Origin of the sequence: Flavobacterium sp. CAU 1735, assembly GCF_039888695.1 — a bacterium.
Taxonomy (GTDB): domain Bacteria; phylum Bacteroidota; class Bacteroidia; order Flavobacteriales; family Flavobacteriaceae; genus Flavobacterium.
In genome coordinates this window covers 941,946-957,462 of record NZ_JBDQQQ010000001.1, presented here as the reverse complement: position 1 = coordinate 957,462, position 15,517 = coordinate 941,946, and the positions used below count along the sequence as shown (strand labels likewise).

Genomic DNA, 15,517 nt, shown 5'->3' with positions numbered 1-15,517 from the left:
TTATTTTTTAAAAAATAATTCCGGAAATGCCTTTTCCGGTTGTTTTTTTAGTACAGTTATCCTAAAAAACGATTTAAAAAAGCCAATTCCGTAGCCGTAAAATTGAATTACGGCGGCTATAACCGCTAAAAACCCAATCTTTAAACTCGCATTTTCAATGATTCCCGATAGGAATAAAATCGCAAAATATAAAGCATAACACTGAAAAAGCAACGGAATTCCAAATGCATAAAGCGCTATCGCAACCAAAAATCCAAAGCAAAATAAGGTTGGAAACCAGAAGGTTATTTTCCGGTATTTTGGATACCAGGAATCCAATATTGGTCTTGCTTTTCCAAATTTATTGACCTGTTTATAGAATTTACTCCAATCAATACGTCGTTTATGATATACATACGAATCTTTGTACAATCTGGTTTCAAATCCCATTTCCCACAGTCGTATCGACAGATCCGGATCTTCTCCCGGATGAATATTTCCAAATCCTCCGGAGGCTTCAAATGCTTTTTTAGACAAGCCCATATTAAAGCTTCGCGGCTGGAATTTTCCGATTTTTTCGGAACCGCCACGAATACCGCCCGTGGTTAGAAATGCTGTCATCGTAAAATTAATCGCCTTCTGAATGTCCGAAAAAGAATCCAATGCATTGTCAGGTCCGCCAAAACAATCTACATAGTTTTTTTGTAGGTTATTGGCTATGGAAGTTACGTAATTTTCCGGTAAGATGCAATCGGAATCCAAAATAATAAAATAGTGTCCGATAGCTTTTCGCATTCCGTAGTTACGGGAATCGCCCGGCCCGGAATTGGGCTTGTTGTAATAGGAAATAAACAATTTGCTTTTAAACGCCTCCACAACCGTTTCACACGGAATAGTAGAGCCGTCTTCCACTATCACGACTTCGAAAGCTTCGTTATAATTCTGTCGCACCAAACTTTGCAACAGTTCCTCAATTTCATCCGGTCGGTTATACACCGGAATTATCAATGAAAAATACATGGGTTCTTTATTTTTTAACAAAGATAAACTTTATAAAAAGAAAAAAACCACCTCAAAGAGATGGTTTTCACGAGTAATTCTATTTTCAATTACGCTATACTTTTAGTCGTTTTTATTGGCTAATCCTTCTTCGAAAGCTTCCATTACTTCCTGACTTACTCCCATATTCGAGAATCCTCCGTCGTGTAACAGGTTCTGCAACGTTACTTTTTTAGTAAGATCCGAGAACATCATTACGGTATAGTTAGCACAGTCTAAAGCAGAAGCATTTCCTAGCGGCGACATTTTATCGGCGAAAGAAATAAATCCACCGAAACCTTTTACTCCCTGACCGGCAGTCGTTGGCGTAGGCGATTGTGAAATCGTGTTTACACGTACTTTTTTGTCTCTTCCGAAGAAATATCCGAAGCTACGTGCGATCGACTCTAAATAGGCTTTATTATCGGCCATATCGTTATAATCCGGGAATACACGTTGTGCCGCCATATAGGTTAAGGCTACGATACTTCCCCATTCGTTCATGGCGTCTTTTTTGTATAAAACCTGCATTACTTTATGGAAGGATACCGCAGATACGTCCCATCCTTTTTCTGTAAAATCATAATTCTGATTCGTATAGTGGTTTCCTTTTCTTACATTTACAGACATCCCAATGGAGTGCAAAACGAAGTCAATCTTACCACCAAGGATTTCCATTGCCTTTTCTACCAGGTTTTCCAAATCTTCAACGGAAGTAGCATCAGCAGGAATTATCTGGGAACCTGTTTTTTCTGCCAACTGGTTGATCGTACCCATACGCATTGCAATCGGAGCATTGGACAAAACAAATGTTCCTCCCTCTTCATGTACGCGCTCAGCCGTTTTCCAGGCGATTGAATTCTCATCTAACGCTCCAAAAATGATCCCTCTTTTTCCTTTTAATAAATTGTACATAGCTATGTTTTTAAGTAAATTTCAATTTTAATTTTTCAAAAATAGTCATTTTATCTTTCACCCTGTTCATATTCATCTTCATATTCTCAATAAACTGAGCGCCAAACCCGTAGGACGCCGCTTTTTTATAGGCTTCATAAGCCGGAATCAGGTTAAATTCCATTTCATAAATCCGTCCTAATTCGCTATTATAGGATGCTTTATCGGCTCCTTCAAGTGTATTCAGCGTTTCGGCGATATGCTCTTTAGCTTCCTCTAATCGTCCCAGATCGACTAATAAATAGGTATAATTCAGGTAAGCCGCCGGGTATTTCGGGTCAAAACGCATGGCCAGTTTGTAGTGATAGGCTCCTTTTTCGTGATTACTCAGTTTCGTATAATAGATCCATCCCAGGTGATTGTGTGCTTTTCCAAAATCCGGATACTGATCCAGAATTTCTTCGAGAATTTCTTTTGCTTCGGACACATTTCCATCCGAAATCAAAGCATCAGCCCGGATGAACTGATTTTCGTAGTAACTAATATTTTCTTCCAAAACAAAATCCTTTTAATCCATTAATAACGATCGGGCATGGTTACGTGCCGAATCGGAGATATCTTTTCCGGAAAGCATTTCCGCAATCTCCACAATACGCTCTTCATTGGTCAGCAGTTTTAATTCGGAAACCGTGGTTTCTCCCTGTACGAATTTAAATACTTTATAATGCTGATTTCCTTTGGCGGCAATTTGCGGTAAATGCGTAATGGCAAAAACCTGCATTTTCCGACTCATCTTTTTCATAATATCCCCCATTTTATGGGCAATTTCCCCGGAAACTCCGGTATCAATTTCATCAAATATAATGGTGGGCAATTTGGTATAATTGGCCAGTATGGCTTTTACAGCCAGCATAATTCGCGACATTTCCCCTCCGGAAGCTACTTTTTTCAGCAATCCGAAACTGGTTCCTTTGTTGGCCGAAAACAACAATTGCGCTTCGTCTTTTCCCAATGGTAAAAACGTTTCCGACGGGCGGATATCGAATTCAAAACGGGCATTTGGCATGCCCAGTTCCGCAAGTATTTCGGTTATTTGTCCGATTAAAACCGGTGCTGCTTTTGTACGGTTTGCCGAAATCGTTTCCGCCAATCCGTTTAAACTTTCTTTTAGCTCCGTTTCTTCCCGGTTTAAGGCTTCAATCCGGCTATCCATATCGTCAGCCTGAACGACTTTTTCGTCAAGCGCCAGTTGGATTGCCAACAGTTCGGCAACAGTGTTTACCTGATGCTTTTTCTGAAGCGAATAGATATTTTGTAATTTCTGATTGGTCAGTTCCAATTGTTCCGGGTCACTCATTAAGGCTTCAGAATGCCGTTGTAATTCATCGGCGATATCATCAAACTCAATCAGCACACTGGAAACCCGGTCGGACAAATCCTGGTATTCTATAGACAACGGTGCTATTTTTAGCAAGGTCGCTTTGACTTCTTTTAAGTTCTGAATAAGTCCGATTTGCTCTTCATTGGCAATCATCATCGATTTATCCAGTGCTTCCCGGATAAATTCCACGTTGTTTAATCGTTCGAAAGCGGCTTCCAGTTCTTCCTGCTCGCCATCTTTTAAATTGGCCGCCAATAGCTCTTCCAATAAAAAACTATTATAATCCTGTTCTTTTAACAAGGCGTCTTTTTCCGACTGTAATTGTTTTAATTGCGAACGGATGGCTTTATAACGCGACAAACGGGTTTTATAATCCTGTAACAAGTCCTGATGACCGGCTAAGGCATCCAGAATTTGCAACTGATAAGCTTCGTCTGTTAATTCCCGTGTTTGGTGCTGTGAATGAATATCCAGTAAAAAATCGCCCAACTCCTGTAATTCCTGTAGGTTTACCGGACTATCATTGACGAAAGCCCTCGATTTACCCGATGGCAGGATTTCCCTTCTAATGATGGTTGTCGTTTCGTAATCGAGATCGTTTTCCTCGAAAAAAGGCTGTAATGCGTAGGATTGAATTTCGAAATGTGCTTCGATCACACATTTCTGTTCTTTATCTTTTAGGGAGGTTAAATCCGCACGGCGTCCCAACACCAAGCCTAACGCGCCCAATAAGATCGACTTTCCTGCTCCGGTTTCCCCGGTTATAATCGAAAACTCGTTCGAAAAACGAATATCCAACTGTTCAATCAGAGCAAAATTTTTAATCGATAAGGATGTCAACATAATTTGTGCAGCGGTTTAGTAAAACACAAATTTAGTATTTTATATTACTCCATTTAGAAGAATTTAATGGAGATATTCTATTTAATTTTTCAGTCAGTTGTACAATATCGACATTTGGTCCGCCGGAATACATGCTCACCAATTCGTCGACTTTAGCATCGAAAAACACCCGCATCAGGAACGAATTCGGACGTACGTCGTGTACTTTCGAAAGGGTTTCGATCGAAGCAATTACTTTTTCCTTGGCCGTTTTCTGATTTTCAGCCATTCGATCCAATCCCTGTAAATGATACTGGTACATCGCTTCTCTAAAAGGCGCGTAAGTATTCGATAACATGTCATTGATCAAATAGTAACGCGTATTTCGTTTTTCCGATTGTATCCATCCTTCATAACCGCTGGACTGCGCTACATTGGCAATTGCCAAAGCCGCATCCAGGTATTTTCCACCGCCCATATTCTGATAGGTATCCGCATCGATCCCGATAATCATATTCGCATAGAATGCCAAAACCGAAATCAGATTGGAATCAAAGCTATTCGGGTTAAAATACATATTTTCGAATTCGACATAACGGAATTTAAAATCTTTGTCGTTAATATTAAACACCGGTGACGAATAGGTCGAGTTGTAAATTGGTCGGGACGATTGCACCTGAATGGTCGCATCGAAGTTGTTGGAATCGAAACCGTTTACCGTGATAAATACCACACAGTTGATTCTTTCGTTTTGCTTAAAAGTTTTTTCAGTCCATTTGGTATTGTTCATAAACTCCGTCACCTGCTTTTCGAGGGTTTTGAAAATCTGCGGGTTTACGTTTGTAATCTGACTGTAATTTACACTTACACTACAATTCAGTTCCTGCGCAAAGCTGTTTAACGATAAAAAAGTAAGTATAAGTAGTATCCAGTTACGCATAATGAGCTATTATTTTGTTGACAATATCCTGAGCGACTTCTTCTTTGGTTTTAAGTTCCATCGGCTCGACTAAAAAATTCCTATCAATAAACGTTACCTTATTGGTAGGTTTACCAAAACCGGCACCGGTATCGTTTAATGAATTTAAAACTATCAAATCTAAGTTTTTTTTCTGAATTTTCTGCTTGGCATGCTCAATTTCATTTTCGGTTTCCAGTGCAAATCCAATCAAAAACTGATTTTTTTTGACCTCGCCCAGCGAAGCGAGTATATCTTTTGTTTTTTCCAGTTCTATGGAAAACGCAGCATCATTCTTTTTTATTTTCTGACTAGCAACATTTTTCGGACGATAATCAGCAACCGCAGCAGCCGAAACAGCCGTATCGACCTGATCAAAACAGTCGTGACACGCGTCATACATTTCCTGTGCCGATTGCACCCGTCGGATCTGAATGTGTTCGTGTTTGATATCCAAATGTGTCGGACCGGATACTAAAATCACCTCGGCTCCGGCATCGGCGGCAGCTTTGGCAATATCATAGCCCATTTTTCCGGACGAATGATTTCCTATAAAACGCACCGGATCGATTGCTTCGTATGTAGGACCGGCAGTAACCAGTATTTTTTTTCCGCGTAATGGCAATTGGTCTTCCAGATCTTTTTCGAGAAAAGCGACTATATTTTCGGGTTCAGCCATACGACCTTCTCCGGAAAGTCCACTGGCCAATTCGCCTTTTTCGGCCGGAATAATATGATTCCCAAAATCCCGCAAAGCGTTAAAACTCGCAATGGTAGACGGATGTTTATACATATCCAAATCCATCGCCGGAGCGAAATAAACCGGACATTTTGCAGAAAGATAGGTTGCAATGAGTAGATTATCGCAATTGCCATTGACCATTTTGGAAAGGGTATTGGCCGTAGCCGGAGCAATTACGATCAGATCGGCCCAAAGCGCTAAATCGACATGATTATTCCAAACGGCATTCTCATCTTCTTCGTTAAAAAAAGTGGAAAAAACCGGTCGCTTGGATAAGGTCGACAGCGTTAAGGGGGTTACAAAATCTTTAGAAGCAGGTGTCATGACCACCTGGACCTGAGCACCTGCTTTGATAAGAAGTCGAACTAATGTTGCCGTTTTATATGCGGCAATTCCACCAGAAACACCCAGTATTATTTTTTTACCGCTTAAAACAGACATTAGGATTATTTATTTGAGTCTCTGTAATAGATTTTACCATCCAACCACTCTTGCACTGCTAAAGCATGTGGTTTTGGTAGTTTTTCGTAGAACTTGGAAACTTCGATTTGCTCTTTGTTTTCAAAAATTTCCTCAAGACTGTCATTGTAAGTAGCAAACTCGTCAAGCTTATCGATCAATTCTTTTTTGATTTCGGAATTAATCTGATTTGCTCTTTTTGCCATAATGGTGATCGCTTCATACACGTTTCCTGTCGGCTCTTCAATCTTACTCTTATTGTAGGTAACCGTGTTAACTGGAGCAGTAGTCTTTTTTAAATCCATGACGTTCTTAATTATTTAGAAAATTGTTGTAATTCTTTATCAATATTGGCCAACATTTCATCGGCTTTTGCTTTGTATTTGGTATCTCCCTTAAAACGGATTAGCGCCGAATAGGCTGTTTTAGCCGTGTGCAAACGGTCTTCCATTTTGGAATGAATACTGTTTATTGCCAGTTTATAGGTCGAATCGAACTTATAAAACAAAGCATCTTCTTTATAAATTGTACCCGGGTAATCGACAATAAAATTGTCCAGTGCTTTAATCGCCGCATTGTAATCGCGCGACCATTCCCCGATAGTATTGTATTGTTTTGCGATTTCGAATGCTTTTTTCTCCAGCTTCTGACGCAATTCGGTGATCATTTTATTCGCATCGGCCATGTTAGGCGAATCCGGATACGTATTGATATACTCTTGTAATTTATCGATACCTTTTTGCGTATCGGTCTGGTCTATCGAATAAACCGGTGACAGTTGATAAAAGCTTTTCGCTCCTAAAAAAGCAGCTTCTTCTCTTTTTTCACTTTTCGGATAACCCGCTACAAACGATTCGAACTGATATCCTGACAAATAGTACTGTTTGGTCTGATAATACGACTGCGCAAACATATAAAACAGTTTTTCAGCCTGAGGTTTTCCTCGGTTTGGTGCCGCTATCTGTTCGAACAAACGTATCGCTTTTGAATATTTTCCGGCGTCGTACATTTTGGTTGCCACTTCATATTTCATCGCCAAATCTTCCGATTTTAAAGCCTTTTGATACTGGCTACATGAGGTTAACAGAACCGCAACAAGAAAAACGTATAGAAATTTACTCATTTTATTTATCAGTTTTTATGCCTTCAAAACCCGGAAAAGTCTTTTTCCGAAAGCAAATGCAAATTTAGTTATTAATTAGAGAATACAAAATCTTTTTTTTCAGCCGAAAAACAAAAAAGATGTCCGTAAAATGACATCTTCTTTAAACTTGTTTTTTATACTATTATTGTGCCGACGTTGGCTGATTCCCGCTGAAATTTTTCATATCATTATCAAACAGGTACAATCCTCCTTTATCGTCTCCAATAAGATTGATTTTGTCTAAAATAGTTCTTGCTGTAGCTTCTTCTTCAATTTGTTCCGAAACATACCACTGTAGGAAGTTATGCGTTGCATAGTCTCTTTCCGATAAGGAAACGTGAACCAATTCGTTGATACTTGCCGACACCATTACTTCGTGTTCGAACAATTGTGTAAACAATGCTTTAAAAGACGAATAGTCCAGTGATGGCTCGATAACGGCCGGAATTTGCGCCTGACCGCCACGTTGGTTTACATATTTCACAAGCTTTAGCATGTGCATTCTTTCTTCGTCGGACTGCGCATACATAAATGTTGCAATCCCTTCAAAACCCTGAACTTCAGCCCAAGACGCCATTGCTAAGTATATCTGTGACGAATCCGCTTCTACCTTAATCTGGTTATTAACAGCTGCTTCAATAGTTTTTGATAACATATATTTCTTTTTTTTAATTAAAGGCTAATTTACTATTTTCTTTACAAAATCGTCAATGCGTTTTGCTAAATCTTCGTTAACATTTACCAATGGCAAACGCACCGTATCTTCCGATAATCCCAGTGATTTAAACACCGCTTTGATACCGGCCGGATTACCTTGTTCGAAAATCATATCGATACTGTCGGCTAACAGATAATGCAATTTATAGGCTTCATCTACTTTTCGCTCTAAGCCCAAACGTACCATTTCCGAGAATTCTTTTGGAAAACCTTCACCGATTACAGAGATCACTCCGGAACCACCGGCTAAAACCATCGGTAATGTCACCATATCATCTCCGGAAATCACCAAAAAGCCTTCCGGTTTGTGCTGAATCAATTTCATTGCCTGCACAATGTCACCAGCAGCTTCTTTGATTCCGATAATATTTTTAAAATCATTTGCCAATCGGATTACCGTCGATGGTACCATATTGCTCGCCGTTCTTCCCGGTACATTATATAAAATAACCGGTATTGGAGATGCTTCCGCTACCGCTTTAAAGTGTTGGTAAATTCCTTCCTGAGTCGGTTTATTATAGTACGGTGAAACCGAAAGTATCGCCTGGAAAGCCGAAAGATCGCGTGTTTTTAACTCCTCCACCACTTTATGCGTGTTGTTTCCGCCAACACCCAATACTAATGGTAAACGACCGTTGTTTGCTTCGATAACCGTTTTGATCACCAGTTCTTTTTCGTCCTGGCTCAACGTTGCCGATTCGCCCGTTGTTCCCAAAACGACCAAATATTCTACTCCGCCATCCACAACATGGTTTACAATTCGGATTAATGCTTCGGTGTCTACCGAAAAATCTTTTTTAAATGGTGTAACAAGTGCAACACCGGTTCCTATTAATGATTGCATGATTATTTTTTATATTTTGTTTAAAATTTTCAGGTATCGAAACAATTCCGATACAAACTCCTGGTACTTTTCGGCTACCGTTGCGATCATAAAGTGGTGCAATCGCTTATCGATTGTAGCAAATCCGGCTTTAAATTTGGCTTTCGACTGTAACGTCACCCAAACCAACGGCGCTTTTTCCACATCATAATATCCGATCAGCATATCGAATGGATTTTCACAAAAATCCAATACTTCCTTTTTAACCGGTTCTCCTCCCAAAGCGATATCTTTTCTGCTAAAAAAAGGATAATCAAAGACCTCTTTTTTCTTAATCTTATCTTTATAAATCAAAATGGAGATGTTTTTTTCGGGGATTCCCTGCGCAACCAACTCCTTTATCAGATTGTCCTGAGCCGAAAAATAACTTTCATCCAGCAATAAACCAATCGTTTGTATTTTCTCTGTTGTAACGGTAAGTTTATAGTTTGGTAATCTTTTTTTAATGATTTTTTTTAGGAAAAAATCCTTTATTGTTTTTAAAAACATAGTACTTTTACTTGGAATACAAAGTTAATTAAATAAGGATTATAACAAATGACAAAATTAAGAAAGTATAACCGTATTTTAACTTCAATTATTGTCCTTACGGGCATTTTTTTATCGGTTTCCTGTACCACTCAAAAGTACTACAACACCAAAATTGAAGGAAAACAAATCGGTGTCACAAATGCTTACCCGGATGTTAAATCTATCGAAGATTATGTAGCGCCTTACCGCGATCACATCAACCAGGAACTCGACCATGTACTGGCCTATTGCCCGGAAACCTTAGACAAAAGCAAAGGAACCTGGCAAACAACCATCGGAAACCTATTGGCCGATGTAACCATCGAAATGGGCAACCCGATTTTCCAGTCACGCGAGAAAAAAAACATTGATATCTGTCTGTTGAACCATGGCGGAATCCGCGCGCCACTCCCAAAAGGCGATGTTACCACTCGTACCGCTTTTGAAATCATGCCTTTTGAAAATAGTTTGATCATTATCGCATTAAAAGGCGCTCAGATTCGCGAAATGGCCGAATACATTTTAAAAGAACGCAAACCGCATCCGTTATCCGGTTTAAAAATCGTAGCCAACAAAGACAATTTAAGCATCAAATCGTTAAGCGTTAACGGAAAACCCCTTCAGGAGGATCAGGTATACTATGTTGCTACATCCGATTATTTATCCAATGGTGGCGACAGCATGAATTTCTTTAAAAAGGGAATTCAATCGTATGATATGGATTACAAACTCCGCAACCTGTTGATCGATTACTTTAAAAAAGTCGACACTATACCTGTTATCACAACCGAACGAATTATCCTGGAATAAAAGATTAAGAAGATGAAAAGAAGAGAATTTTTAAAAGGCACATTAGCGAGCTCTGCTCTGGTTTCTGTTGGAGGCCTTTCACTAAGCAGCTTTACAACTGCCCCGGATATTAAAAAGATTACGATATTACACACCAATGACGTTCACAGTCATATCGACCCATTTCCAGCCACGGATCCAAAAAACCCAAATATGGGTGGCGTGGCGCGTCGTGCCAGTCTGATACAGGAAATCCGCAAAGAAACACCAAACGTATTACTACTGGATGCCGGTGATATTTTCCAGGGAACGCCTTATTTTAACTATTATGGCGGCGAACTGGAATTCAAACTGATGAGCATGTTACAATACGACTTGGCCACTATGGGTAACCACGATTTCGACAACGGAATTGACGGTTTTTATGCACAATTACCTCATGCTAAATTTGATTTCGTTTCGGCCAATTACGATTTTAAAAACACGGTTTTAAACGACATTGTTAAACCGTATAAAATATTCGAAAAAGACGGTATCAAAATCGGCGTTTTCGGATTGGGAGTTGAATTACAGGGACTTGTGGACAAAAAGCTTTATAAGGAAACCGTTTATAACGATCCGGTGGAAACCGCGACCGAAATGACCCGTATCCTGAAACACGAGAAAAAATGCGATCTGGTGATTTGTTTATCCCATATCGGTTTTAAATACAACAACGAGCCGGAACGTATCTGTGATATTCTTTTGGCACGAAGAACCAAAGACATCGACCTGATCATTGGAGGACATACGCACACTTTCCTAAGCAAGCCGGTAATTGAAAAAAATCTTGACGGCAAAGAAGTCTTGATCAATCAAGTGGGATGTTATGGTATCAATTTAGGACGTATCGATTTTTATTTCGACGCGAACAAAACCAAATCACACTCCGGAAGAAGTATTGTCGTATAAAACTCTTTTATAGTCCATTATCAAAACGGATTTATAAAGCAGATACTGCGCCACCACAAACATCGCCAACGAAATCGGCTGAAACAATGGCAACGTAAGATAATACAGGTTGATCGTTACGAGAAACTGGATAAACGTAAACAATAAGGTACTTATCAGTAACAGGGTATTTACCTTATTGTTATTTAAGATATAATTCGCAAGGGTAAAACCGCCCAGAAAAATCATAAAAATCCCATTCACCCAAAACAGGTAAATTCCGTTTTCGATCTCGGCATTTACAAGGCTTGTAACGGTAATATAAATAAAGAAAAACGGGATACAACCTATCAAAAAAGGAATAATCTTCGGAAAAGCAATCCGCTCCACCAACATATATACCACCATAACGCGGTACAACAGAAAAAACAGCGATCCGAAATACACCGTATCTTTTGTGGCCGCCACAAAGGCAATATTGGCTATCCAGTTAAAAAAAAGTGCAAGCACAAAAGCATTGTTCCGCTTTTCGGAGTTTAGGTAATAGAGATAAAACAATATTGGCATCAGGAAGGGTTTCGAAATATACGTCAGAAAATGATCCTGCATATATTCGCTCGCAACCGAAATCCCGCCAATCAAAAAATAAAACAAAATGAGAATTCCACTTATTCCGTCTTTTACTTTTTGCTCCATAATACGCCGCATAACAGATTAAAAATGAAAGATTTTTGCCGCAAGTTACAATAGGACACCCTACAATAACGTAAAAATTCCGGGAAAAGCAGATTCCATCGATTTGGATCAAAAAAAAACGTTAATTTCTATAATTCTCCTGACAATAAAGCATTTATTGAAGCATTAGCAGAAAATCATCTTCCGTGATAATCGGAATATTCAACTGACTTGCTTTTTCCAGTTTCGCTGGTCCCATATTCGCTCCGGCCACAACATAATCGGTCTTTTTCGATATAGAACTCCCCACCTTTCCACCATTGTCTTCTATCGCTTTTTTAAGGTCGTCTCTGGAAAATTTTTCAAAAACACCGGACACTACAAACGTTTTACCCGATAACAGATCCGAAACGGCCGTATCGTGATGCGCACCCATCTCCAGTTGCACGCCAAAACTTCGCAATCGTTCGATGATAATTTTATTGGCATCGTTCGTAAAAAATTCCAGTACACTCTGTGCGATTCGCTCTCCGATTTCATCAACCAGAACCAAATCCATCAGACTTGCCTGCGCCAATGCATCGATGGTTTTATAATGTTTAGCCAGTTTTTTCGCTACGGTTTCTCCTACATAACGGATTCCCAGTGCAAACAACACTCTTTCGAACGGCACTTCTTTGGACTTCTCAATTCCTTTGATCAAATTATCCGCTGATTTTTCAGCCATTCGCTCCAATGGAATCACTTGCTCTTTTGTCAATTCATACAAATCGGCATAATTGTGTACCAGTCCGTTATTGTACAATAAAGCTACAGTTTCCCCTCCCAAACCTTCAATATCCATTGCTTTTCGAGAGATATAGTGTTGGATTCGCCCAATGATTTGTGGCGGACATCCATAAAAATTCGGACAATAATGCTGCGCTTCCCCTTCTTTCCGCACCAGTTCGGTCTGGCATTCCGGGCAATGCGTTATATAAACGGTAGGCTGCGAATCGGCTGGACGTTGCGTTTCATCAACAGCAATAATTTTAGGAATGATCTCGCCGCCTTTTTCGACAAAAACAGTATCGCCAATTCGGATATCCAGTTTTTCGATCTGATCTGCATTGTGCAACGAGGCACGTTTTACAATCGTTCCGGCCAACTGAACCGGTTCAAGGTTCGCTACCGGCGTAATCGCTCCGGTTCGTCCTACCTGATAGGCAATAGACAACAATCGTGTGGACACCTGCTCGGCTTTAAACTTATAAGCAATCGCCCAACGCGGTGATTTTGCCGTATACCCCAATTCGTCCTGATATTGCAGACTATTCACCTTGATCACCACACCATCGGTTTCATACGGCAACGTATGGCGTTGCGTATCCCAATGATCAATAAAAGCAAAAACCTCCTCCATATTTCGGGCCAACTGTGCTTGTTTTGGCACTTTAAAACCCCATTGACGTGCTTTTTCCAAACCTTCGAATTGCGACTGAAACGGCAATTGTTGTCCTACGAGCGCATACAACAAACAATCCAACGGTCTTTTTGCAACTTCGGAACTATCCTGTAATTTCAGACTTCCCGATGCTGTATTTCGCGGATTCGAATACGGTGTTTCTCCTATTTCAATTAATTCCTGATTCATTTTTTCGAAACCGGCAAACGGCAGAATAATTTCCCCCCGAATTTCAAATTTCGGAGGATAATCGCCTTTTAAACGGATCGGAACGGCTTTTATGGTTTTGATATTATTGGTCACATCATCCCCCTGAAAACCGTCGCCACGGGTAAGGGCGCGTTTTAACTTTCCGTCTTCATAGGTAATACTGATCGAAGCGCCATCATATTTTAATTCGCAGGTATATTCCAGCGCGACATCCCCAAGGATTTTCTGCGCTCTTTTTTCCCAATCCAATAAGTCTTCTTTGGAATACGAATTGTCCAGCGAATACATTCGGTATTCGTGTAAAATGGTTTCGAAATTTTTCGTTACCGAACCGCCTACACGTTGGGTTGGCGAATCTTCGTCAAAATATTCCGGATACTGCTCTTCAAGTGCCTGTAACTCTTTTAATTTCAAATCGAAATCGTAGTCGGAGATTGTTGGGTTATCCAACACATAATAGTTATAATTGTGTTGATTCAATGCTTCTCTCAGCGCCTGAATAGTCTGCAAAACGTCCATAAAATACAAAAATTGGGAAAACCAGTTTGAAGGAACTAATTTAACCAATTTCTGATAATTTCGGGATGTAATTCCGAATTTCTATTACTCAAGTATATTTTCCATCTGACGGTACAAATCGCCGTCACACAGGATGGCTCCCTGACGAACCAGTCCGAATATTTCGTCGTTGCGTTCGTCTACAAAAACCTTTTGTCCTTTCTGGATTTCAACATTATCCGTAAACAGATTATCACTAAGCCAATTCAACCCTTCTTTGGTCAGAAAATCAACTTCTTCAACCAGCGAATGGATCACAATGGTTTGCATGTGAATATCGCTGCAATGAAACAGAAAAATATGGTGTTTCGAATAGTGTTCCAGGTATTTGGCATTGGTTAGCACACCTTCCCAGATCAGATCCGAAAAAACATCGATCTCCTGTTCGGCGACTTCCGGGTTTTGCGCTTTAATTTTATCCCATTCGGCTTTATCGACCGATTGAGTGGCCAGAAAATTTACAAATTCCGGGTGCAGTTCTTCCAGTTGTTCTTTTGTTAATCGCGTATATCTCATTGTTATTGTTTTAGTACCGCAACCGGATGCATCCGATAGCCGGCAAAACATAAAGGTATAAAAAAAGCCTTCCCGATTGGGAAGGCTTTTGCTTTATTTTGCTAAAATTATGCTTTTTCAGCAACAATTTCGTAAGCTAATTCTACGATTACATCACGGTGTAAACGGATAGAAGCATTGTATTTTCCTGTACGTTTAACGATACCAGAAGTGATGAATTTTCTATCGATTGCATGTCCGTTTTTCTCTAAAACTTCAGCGATATCTGCATTTGTAACAGATCCGAATAATTTTTCACCACCAGCTTTAGCCGTGATTTTGATCTCTAAAGCTTTGATCGCTTCAGCCAAGCTTTTCGCATCAGCAACGATTTTAGCTTCTTTGTGAGCTTTTTGTTTTAAGTTTTCAGCTAATACTTTTTTAGCTGACGGAGTTGCTAAAATAGCAAAACCTTGAGGAATTAAAAAGTTACGACCGTAACCTGGCTTAACAGATACTACATCGTCTTTAAAACCTAAATTCTGTACGTCTTGTTTTAATATAAGTTCCATAATCTCGCCTCTTTTTTATTTTAATAAATCAGCCACATATGGCATTAATGCTAAATGACGTGCTCTTTTTACCGCTACAGATACTTTTCTTTGGTATTTCAAAGAAGTTCCTGTTAAACGACGAGGAAGGATTTTTCCTTGCTCATTCACGAATTTCAATAAGAAGTCCGGATCTTTGTAATCAACATATTTGATACCGGCTTTTTTGAAACGACAATACTTTTTAGTTTTGTTAGTTTCTATATTTAAAGGCGTAAGATATCTGATATCCCCGTCTTTTTTTCCTTTTGCAGATTGCTCAATACTTGACATACTAA

Annotated in this window: 18 protein-coding genes; 2 read left to right on the top strand and 16 right to left on the bottom strand. The window is 39.6% G+C overall.

Features of this window, described 5'->3' with window-relative positions; genetic code table 11:
* The 11 genes from AAFN64_RS04505 to AAFN64_RS04455 form a co-directional block, all read right to left on the bottom strand.
* Positions 1 to 999 (bottom strand): glycosyltransferase, encoded by a 999-nt coding sequence (locus AAFN64_RS04505; RefSeq protein ID WP_347759410.1) that lies wholly within the window; start codon positions 997 to 999, stop codon positions 1 to 3.
* 102 nt (positions 1,000 to 1,101) lie between these two features.
* Positions 1,102 to 1,932 carry an SDR family oxidoreductase gene (locus AAFN64_RS04500; protein WP_300490349.1) on the bottom strand — a complete coding sequence of 277 codons (831 nt, stop codon included), beginning with the start codon at positions 1,930 to 1,932 and terminating at the stop codon, positions 1,102 to 1,104.
* Positions 1,933 to 1,942: 10 nt separating this feature from the next.
* Positions 1,943 to 2,467, bottom strand: coding sequence for a hypothetical protein (locus AAFN64_RS04495; protein WP_300490347.1), 525 nt, complete (start codon positions 2,465 to 2,467; stop codon positions 1,943 to 1,945).
* 12 nt (positions 2,468 to 2,479) lie between these two features.
* Positions 2,480 to 4,135: a DNA repair protein RecN gene (recN, locus tag AAFN64_RS04490; RefSeq protein ID WP_347759409.1), complete on the bottom strand. Its 1,656-nt coding sequence runs from the start codon at positions 4,133 to 4,135 to the stop codon at positions 2,480 to 2,482.
* A 31-nt stretch (positions 4,136 to 4,166) separates the two neighbouring features.
* Positions 4,167 to 5,054, bottom strand: a complete 888-nt coding sequence (locus tag AAFN64_RS04485; RefSeq protein ID WP_300488456.1) for a DUF4835 family protein — start codon at positions 5,052 to 5,054, stop codon at positions 4,167 to 4,169.
* Positions 5,047 to 6,255 carry a bifunctional phosphopantothenoylcysteine decarboxylase/phosphopantothenate--cysteine ligase CoaBC gene (coaBC, locus tag AAFN64_RS04480; RefSeq protein WP_347759408.1) on the bottom strand — a complete coding sequence of 403 codons (1,209 nt, stop codon included), beginning with the start codon at positions 6,253 to 6,255 and terminating at the stop codon, positions 5,047 to 5,049. The genes AAFN64_RS04485 and coaBC overlap by 8 nt, the downstream gene beginning before the upstream one ends.
* A gap of 5 nt (positions 6,256 to 6,260) precedes the next feature.
* The gene (locus AAFN64_RS04475; RefSeq protein WP_136402537.1) at positions 6,261 to 6,578 is read right to left on the bottom strand and encodes a DNA-directed RNA polymerase subunit omega; all 318 of its coding nucleotides are present in this window, start codon (positions 6,576 to 6,578) and stop codon (positions 6,261 to 6,263) included.
* An 11-nt stretch (positions 6,579 to 6,589) separates the two neighbouring features.
* Positions 6,590 to 7,396, bottom strand: a complete 807-nt coding sequence (gene bamD, locus AAFN64_RS04470; protein WP_347759407.1) for an outer membrane protein assembly factor BamD — start codon at positions 7,394 to 7,396, stop codon at positions 6,590 to 6,592.
* Positions 7,397 to 7,559: 163 nt separating this feature from the next.
* On the bottom strand, positions 7,560 to 8,072 hold the full coding sequence (locus AAFN64_RS04465; RefSeq protein WP_300488445.1) for a ferritin: 513 nt from the start codon (positions 8,070 to 8,072) through the stop codon (positions 7,560 to 7,562).
* 24 nt (positions 8,073 to 8,096) lie between these two features.
* Positions 8,097 to 8,978 (bottom strand): 4-hydroxy-tetrahydrodipicolinate synthase, encoded by an 882-nt coding sequence (gene dapA / locus AAFN64_RS04460; protein WP_347759406.1) that lies wholly within the window; start codon positions 8,976 to 8,978, stop codon positions 8,097 to 8,099.
* Between the two features lie 9 nt (positions 8,979 to 8,987).
* Positions 8,988 to 9,506 (bottom strand): hypothetical protein, encoded by a 519-nt coding sequence (locus AAFN64_RS04455; RefSeq protein WP_347759405.1) that lies wholly within the window; start codon positions 9,504 to 9,506, stop codon positions 8,988 to 8,990.
* A gap of 48 nt (positions 9,507 to 9,554) precedes the next feature.
* On the opposite strand from AAFN64_RS04455, the gene AAFN64_RS04450 reads away from it, so the two are divergent.
* Together AAFN64_RS04450 and AAFN64_RS04445 are read left to right on the top strand one after the other, a co-directional pair.
* Positions 9,555 to 10,337 carry a 5'-nucleotidase gene (locus tag AAFN64_RS04450; RefSeq protein WP_300488437.1) on the top strand — a complete coding sequence of 261 codons (783 nt, stop codon included), beginning with the start codon at positions 9,555 to 9,557 and terminating at the stop codon, positions 10,335 to 10,337.
* Between the two features lie 12 nt (positions 10,338 to 10,349).
* A complete protein-coding gene (locus AAFN64_RS04445; protein WP_300488435.1) occupies positions 10,350 to 11,267 on the top strand; it encodes a metallophosphoesterase in 918 nt (305 codons plus the stop codon).
* On the opposite strand, the gene AAFN64_RS04440 is transcribed toward AAFN64_RS04445, so the two are convergent.
* The 5 genes from AAFN64_RS04440 to rpsR all read right to left on the bottom strand — a co-directional run bounded on the left by AAFN64_RS04440 (position 11,238) and on the right by rpsR (position 15,512).
* Positions 11,238 to 11,942, bottom strand: coding sequence for a lysoplasmalogenase family protein (locus AAFN64_RS04440; RefSeq protein WP_300488433.1), 705 nt, complete (start codon positions 11,940 to 11,942; stop codon positions 11,238 to 11,240). The genes AAFN64_RS04445 and AAFN64_RS04440 overlap by 30 nt on opposite strands.
* Positions 11,943 to 12,096: 154 nt before the next feature.
* Positions 12,097 to 14,094, bottom strand: a complete 1,998-nt coding sequence (gene ligA / locus AAFN64_RS04435) for an NAD-dependent DNA ligase LigA (protein WP_347759404.1) — start codon at positions 14,092 to 14,094, stop codon at positions 12,097 to 12,099.
* Positions 14,095 to 14,178: 84 nt separating this feature from the next.
* A complete protein-coding gene (locus AAFN64_RS04430) occupies positions 14,179 to 14,649 on the bottom strand; it encodes a DUF6495 family protein (RefSeq protein ID WP_300488427.1) in 471 nt (156 codons plus the stop codon).
* A 107-nt stretch (positions 14,650 to 14,756) separates the two neighbouring features.
* Complete coding sequence (gene rplI, locus AAFN64_RS04425; protein WP_347759403.1) at positions 14,757 to 15,200, bottom strand: 50S ribosomal protein L9; 444 nt, start codon at positions 15,198 to 15,200, stop codon at positions 14,757 to 14,759.
* Positions 15,201 to 15,215: 15 nt separating this feature from the next.
* Positions 15,216 to 15,512: a 30S ribosomal protein S18 gene (gene rpsR / locus AAFN64_RS04420; RefSeq protein ID WP_136402526.1), complete on the bottom strand. Its 297-nt coding sequence runs from the start codon at positions 15,510 to 15,512 to the stop codon at positions 15,216 to 15,218.
* Positions 15,513 to 15,517 lie beyond the last annotated feature (5 nt).

Excerpts from the sequence above, each read along its gene's own strand:
- AAFN64_RS04450 (WP_300488437.1), top strand. The coding sequence starts at position 9,555 with ATGACAAAATTAAGAAAGTATAACCGTATTTTAACTTCAATTATTGTC.
- recN (WP_347759409.1), bottom strand. The coding sequence starts at position 4,135 with ATGTTGACATCCTTATCGATTAAAAATTTTGCTCTGATTGAACAGTTG.
- AAFN64_RS04440 (WP_300488433.1), bottom strand. The coding sequence starts at position 11,942 with ATGGAGCAAAAAGTAAAAGACGGAATAAGTGGAATTCTCATTTTGTTT.
- AAFN64_RS04505 (WP_347759410.1), bottom strand. The coding sequence starts at position 999 with ATGTATTTTTCATTGATAATTCCGGTGTATAACCGACCGGATGAAATT.
- coaBC (WP_347759408.1), bottom strand. The coding sequence starts at position 6,255 with ATGTCTGTTTTAAGCGGTAAAAAAATAATACTGGGTGTTTCTGGTGGA.
- AAFN64_RS04465 (WP_300488445.1), bottom strand. The coding sequence starts at position 8,072 with ATGTTATCAAAAACTATTGAAGCAGCTGTTAATAACCAGATTAAGGTA.
- ligA (WP_347759404.1), bottom strand. The coding sequence starts at position 14,094 with ATGGACGTTTTGCAGACTATTCAGGCGCTGAGAGAAGCATTGAATCAA.
- rplI (WP_347759403.1), bottom strand. The coding sequence starts at position 15,200 with ATGGAACTTATATTAAAACAAGACGTACAGAATTTAGGTTTTAAAGAC.
- AAFN64_RS04475 (WP_136402537.1), bottom strand. The coding sequence starts at position 6,578 with ATGGATTTAAAAAAGACTACTGCTCCAGTTAACACGGTTACCTACAAT.
- bamD (WP_347759407.1), bottom strand. The coding sequence starts at position 7,396 with ATGAGTAAATTTCTATACGTTTTTCTTGTTGCGGTTCTGTTAACCTCA.
- AAFN64_RS04445 (WP_300488435.1), top strand. The coding sequence starts at position 10,350 with ATGAAAAGAAGAGAATTTTTAAAAGGCACATTAGCGAGCTCTGCTCTG.
- AAFN64_RS04500 (WP_300490349.1), bottom strand. The coding sequence starts at position 1,932 with ATGTACAATTTATTAAAAGGAAAAAGAGGGATCATTTTTGGAGCGTTA.
- AAFN64_RS04430 (WP_300488427.1), bottom strand. The coding sequence starts at position 14,649 with ATGAGATATACGCGATTAACAAAAGAACAACTGGAAGAACTGCACCCG.
- AAFN64_RS04455 (WP_347759405.1), bottom strand. The coding sequence starts at position 9,506 with ATGTTTTTAAAAACAATAAAGGATTTTTTCCTAAAAAAAATCATTAAA.
- dapA (WP_347759406.1), bottom strand. The coding sequence starts at position 8,978 with ATGCAATCATTAATAGGAACCGGTGTTGCACTTGTTACACCATTTAAA.
- AAFN64_RS04485 (WP_300488456.1), bottom strand. The coding sequence starts at position 5,054 with ATGCGTAACTGGATACTACTTATACTTACTTTTTTATCGTTAAACAGC.
- rpsR (WP_136402526.1), bottom strand. The coding sequence starts at position 15,512 with ATGTCAAGTATTGAGCAATCTGCAAAAGGAAAAAAAGACGGGGATATC.